This is a genomic window from Micromonospora sp. NPDC047707 (assembly GCF_040704235.1).
Taxonomy (GTDB): Bacteria; Actinomycetota; Actinomycetes; order Mycobacteriales; family Micromonosporaceae; genus Micromonospora.
In genome coordinates this window covers 1-4131 of the sequence record NZ_JBEYSU010000102.1, presented here as the reverse complement: position 1 = coordinate 4131, position 4131 = coordinate 1, and the positions used below count along the sequence as shown (strand labels likewise).

Below are 4131 nucleotides of genomic sequence, written 5' to 3'. Positions count from 1 at the left end.
CGGACGTTGTCTACCGGACCATGATCCACGACACGGAGACCTCTCTGCTGCAAACGCCTTGACACAGAGAGGTGCCGTTAGCGAGATAGTCCCGGACGAGGTCTTCGCCGGTATGGCTCAATGCCTCGACCCGGCAGGCGGGCGGGGAGCCGCTGTGACATCGATCCGTCGTCGCAATGACAGCATCGATTGTCATCATATCTATCACTAGCCATGGGGCGGTCTAGCATTCGTGTGGTTTGTCCTTGTGGCCTGTCAGCTCAGGGCTCCTTGATGGCCGGCACTGGCAAAGCCAAGCCTTGCCGCGAAGAAGGCCACGCATCCGCGCACGCTATTGGCGGCCAAGGGAGCCGCTCCACACACGAGAGCCGCAACTTGCACCGCTGTAACACGGCAGCTGCTCGGATGCTGGACCGCCGCCACTCACGGTACTTGCAGGGAGGAACTTCATGATCAAGGCCAGATCTATCCGGCTATCGCGGCGAACGATGCTTGGCGTATCGGCTCTCATGGTCGCGACGTCCGCGCTGATTGCTCGCCCGGCGCAGGCAAGACCCCGCACCATCGAATGTCTCGCCGACCTTGAGCAGGGGTCCTGATGACTACCATCCCCTGGCTCGCTGACGTTCTTCGCGCCGCTGGCGTCAACGTTGTCGAACACGGAGATTGGCGGAACCGGACGGTTCCCGGTTCGTTCGATCCGATCGGTGTCCTCTGGCATCACACGGCGGCTCGATCGAGCGCCAGCAATCCGCATCCCGCACTGAACACCTGCATCTACGGGCGCTCCGACCTGCAAGGGCCACTCTGTCACGCGCTGGTCGATCACCACGGCGTGTTCCACGTTATATCTGCCGGCCGTGCTAACCACGCCGGTGCGAGCCGAGGCAGTGGACCCATTCCCGCTGGCGATGGCAACACTATGCTGGTGGGCTGGGAAATCGACTACGACGGGGTCAACCAACGGATGACCCCCGAGCAGTACAACGCATCGCTGACGGCGACCGCAGCCGTGCTGCGCCAACTCGGCCGCGAAGCCAGTCATGCGCGCGGGCACCGCGAGACCAGCACCACCGGCAAGATCGACCCGTCGTTCGTCGACCTCGACCTCATGCGCGCCGACGTCGCTCGGCACATGACCTCCACGCCGTGGGTGCCGGTGCGGGATGAGATGGCGGTGGTGTCGACGGTTGATGGCCGGCTGGAGATGTTTTGGGCGCGGTCGGAGCAGGTGTGGCATCGGTACCAGACGGCTGTTGCTGGTGGTTGGTCGCATTGGCTTCCGTTTGGTGGGCCGGCGAACGCGACGTTGGTGGTGATGCGTAATCCGGATGGCCGTTTCGATGTTGTTGCGGCTAACACGAATGAGATTTGGCATCGGGCGCAGAAGACGGCTGCTCCGTTGTCGGAGTGGTTTGGTTGGGAGTGGTGGGGCGGTGGCGCCTACGACCTGGAAGCCGCGCAGCTGCGGGATGGTCGTTGGGAGTTGTTCGCGTCGCACAATACTGGCATCTCGCAGATTTGGCAGCTCGAGCCGAGCGGCCGGTGGACCGACTTCAGGGCCTTTGGTGGACCAGGTCGGTCCACCTTGGAGGTCATGGCGAACCCAGACGGCCGGCTGGATGTGGTGGCAGCCAACGAAGAGGCGATCTGGCATCGGGCGCAGAAGACGGCTGCTCCGTTGTCGGAGTGGTTTGGTTGGGAGTGGTGGGGCGGTGGCGCCTACGACCTGGAAGCCGCGCAGCTGCGGGATGGTCGTTGGGAGTTGTTCGCGTCGCACAATACTGGCATCTCGCAGATTTGGCAGCTCGAGCCGAGTGGCCGGTGGACCGACTTCAGGGCCTTTGGTGGACCAGGTAAATCCAAGATCGCCGCTATGACCAACCCGGATGGCCGTCTCGACATCGTTGCGGCCAACCCAAATGAGATCTGGCATCGGGCGCAGAAGACCGCAGCACCGCTATCGGAATGGCACGGCTGGGAGTGGTGGGGCGATGGCGCCTACGATCTGGAAGCCGGCCAATTTCCGGACGGGCGATGGGCATTGTTCAACACCCACAACACCGGCATGGCCCACATCTGGCAACTCGAACCCAACGGACGCTGGAACGACTGGACCAACTTCGGCACACCGTAGACACGCTCTATCCACACAGGGAGCGCAATTCAGAACTGGCTCATCCCCCAGGTTCGTTGGATTTCCAGTCCGATGACGGTGCGTAGGACTTCGGGGAAGTCGGTGAGGCGCCCGCGCCAGCCGGTGTCCAGGACCTTCCAGTTGGTCAGATGCGAGATGCGGCGTTCGACGGCGGCGCGGAGACGGTTGAGTGCCGTGTTGCAGGCGCGTTGGACGTCGGTCAACTGCCGTCCGGGTGGCTTGCGGGTGCCGGTGAGCGCGCCGGTGCCCAGGAAGCCGAGGTCGGCGAGCATGCCGGGCCCGCCGGGTCGCAGTGGCTGGCCCACCGGTCGGCGGTGCCGGACTCGGTCAGAGCTTTGCTGTCGTGTCGGGCGCCCGGTACCGGCAGGCCGGTGTCGACCAGCCGGCCGGCCAGGTCGGCCACGGATTGGACGTTGAACCCGACCTGGTGCCGCTTGCCGGAGAACATGCCAGTCACGCCGGTGCGCTCACCTGTCGGGGCCAGGAACCCGTCGATCAGCACCGCCGAACGTTTCGCCTGTTGGCGCACCTCGCCGGCGAACTGCGCCGTCGCCTGGCGCAGCAGCGGCCGCAGCCTGCGGCTCACCCGCGACACGGTGGCCTGCGAGCAGCCGAACAACTCCCCGGCCACCGCCTGCGACTCGTTACGACGCATCAGGAACAAGGTCAACACCACCGCCCGGTACAGACCCAACGCCCGACGGCGGCCCCTGACCGGCTGCCACCCACCGCGCAACGCGAACACCACGGTGACAAGCTCACCGACTTGATCACCGCGCAACCCCGTCACAGCGTGACAACACGGCGGCCCGCCCCTGGCTGATCTCCTCGGACCACACAATCCAGGTGATCTACTCCTCGGCAGCCGCCGTCACCTGTAGTGACACCCGTGCGCTCGCCCACAGCACACCCTCACGCGTTCTGAATAACGCTCTTGCTATTGATTCAACCTTCTGGTCATTGCATAGTGCGTTGGTCACTTCACCGTGAAGCAAGGAGACGTCGCGCCACATGCGCCAGCACACCATCAAGTATCACGCGATCTTGTTCGACCTGGATGGCGTTCTAGTCGACTCACTGAGCCTGATTGAACGTATCCTTTGCGGTTGGGTGGCCGCACACGGGCTGGACGCCGATAAGGCGGTTGAGCTGTCCCACGGCCGACGCGACATCGACGTCGTCCGTGCGATAGCCCCGCACCTGGATGCCGAGGCAGAGAGCCGCCGCATCGTCGAACGGGAGGAACACGACTTCGACGGCGTGAGGGCGACCCGAGGAACATCCCGGCTGCTGTCCGCACTACCGGCGAATGCTTGGGCCACCGTCACCTCAGGCACCCGCGCAGTCGCCCAGGGGCGACTCGCCGTTGCCGGGCTTCCGCAGCCGAAGCTGCTGGTGGCGGCCGACGACATCAAGCACGGCAAGCCTCATCCCGAGGGCTACCTAACCGCAGCATGCTCGGTGCGGCACCCGCTCAATGCATCGTCGTAGAGGATGCACCGGCGGGCGTGCATGCCGCACACGCTGCGGGCATGCGGTGCATCGGCATCGGGGACGGACGCCGTTGCCGGTGTGGAGGCTCTGCTTTGCGCGCAGGTCGAGGGCCTGCACCGCGTCAATGTGGAATCCCACCTCGAAGGCTTGCTGCTGACCTGCTCTGTAGGCAAGAGCCACCCGGAATGAGCGACCGTGCGCGAAAAATGTCCCTTCTTATCCCGCTTGAAAGGGCACCGGGCGAAACTGCCTGCCTGATTCGTCGCCGCAACGCGCGGCGCGCTATCCAATGAGAGGTTGTTCATGGGTGTCACTGAGCTGTTTTCAACCTGAGTAGCGCTGCTCGATCAGTTGGAGTACGAGTATCGCCGCGAGTGGCGGCGTGTAACTGTTCAGCTGGTTTGGGGTAGCCAGGTCTGTCGGTTGTGGAGTCGGGTGAGGGCTTCGAGGGCGTTGATGCCTTGCTTGCGGGCGGTGGA

The 4131-nt window shown here is 64.3% G+C and carries 5 protein-coding genes; 3 read left to right on the top strand and 2 right to left on the bottom strand.

The features are described 5' to 3' along the window. Positions 1 to 598: 598 nt before the first annotated feature. Positions 599 to 2137 carry an N-acetylmuramoyl-L-alanine amidase gene (locus AB0873_RS31880; RefSeq protein WP_366604458.1) on the top strand — a complete coding sequence of 513 codons (1539 nt, stop codon included), beginning with the start codon at positions 599 to 601 and terminating at the stop codon, positions 2135 to 2137. 29 nt (positions 2138 to 2166) lie between these two features. Here AB0873_RS31880 and AB0873_RS31875 read toward each other — a convergent pair whose 3' ends face one another. Together AB0873_RS31875 and AB0873_RS31870 are read right to left on the bottom strand one after the other, a co-directional pair. Then, positions 2167 to 2430 (bottom strand): transposase family protein, encoded by a 264-nt coding sequence (locus AB0873_RS31875; protein WP_366604456.1) that lies wholly within the window; start codon positions 2428 to 2430, stop codon positions 2167 to 2169. Next, the gene (locus tag AB0873_RS31870; RefSeq protein WP_366604454.1) at positions 2358 to 2831 is read right to left on the bottom strand and encodes a transposase family protein; all 474 of its coding nucleotides are present in this window, start codon (positions 2829 to 2831) and stop codon (positions 2358 to 2360) included. The genes AB0873_RS31875 and AB0873_RS31870 overlap by 73 nt, the downstream gene beginning before the upstream one ends. Positions 2832 to 3169: 338 nt before the next feature. Between AB0873_RS31870 and AB0873_RS31865 the strand changes: the two genes are divergently transcribed. Together AB0873_RS31865 and AB0873_RS31860 are read left to right on the top strand one after the other, a co-directional pair. After that, positions 3170 to 3649, top strand: coding sequence for an HAD hydrolase-like protein (locus tag AB0873_RS31865; RefSeq protein ID WP_366604452.1), 480 nt, complete (start codon positions 3170 to 3172; stop codon positions 3647 to 3649). Further along, entirely contained in the window at positions 3613 to 3945 is a 333-nt protein-coding gene (locus AB0873_RS31860; RefSeq protein ID WP_366604450.1) for an HAD-IA family hydrolase, read from the top strand. The genes AB0873_RS31865 and AB0873_RS31860 overlap by 37 nt, the downstream gene beginning before the upstream one ends. Positions 3946 to 4131: the final 186 nt, after the last annotated feature.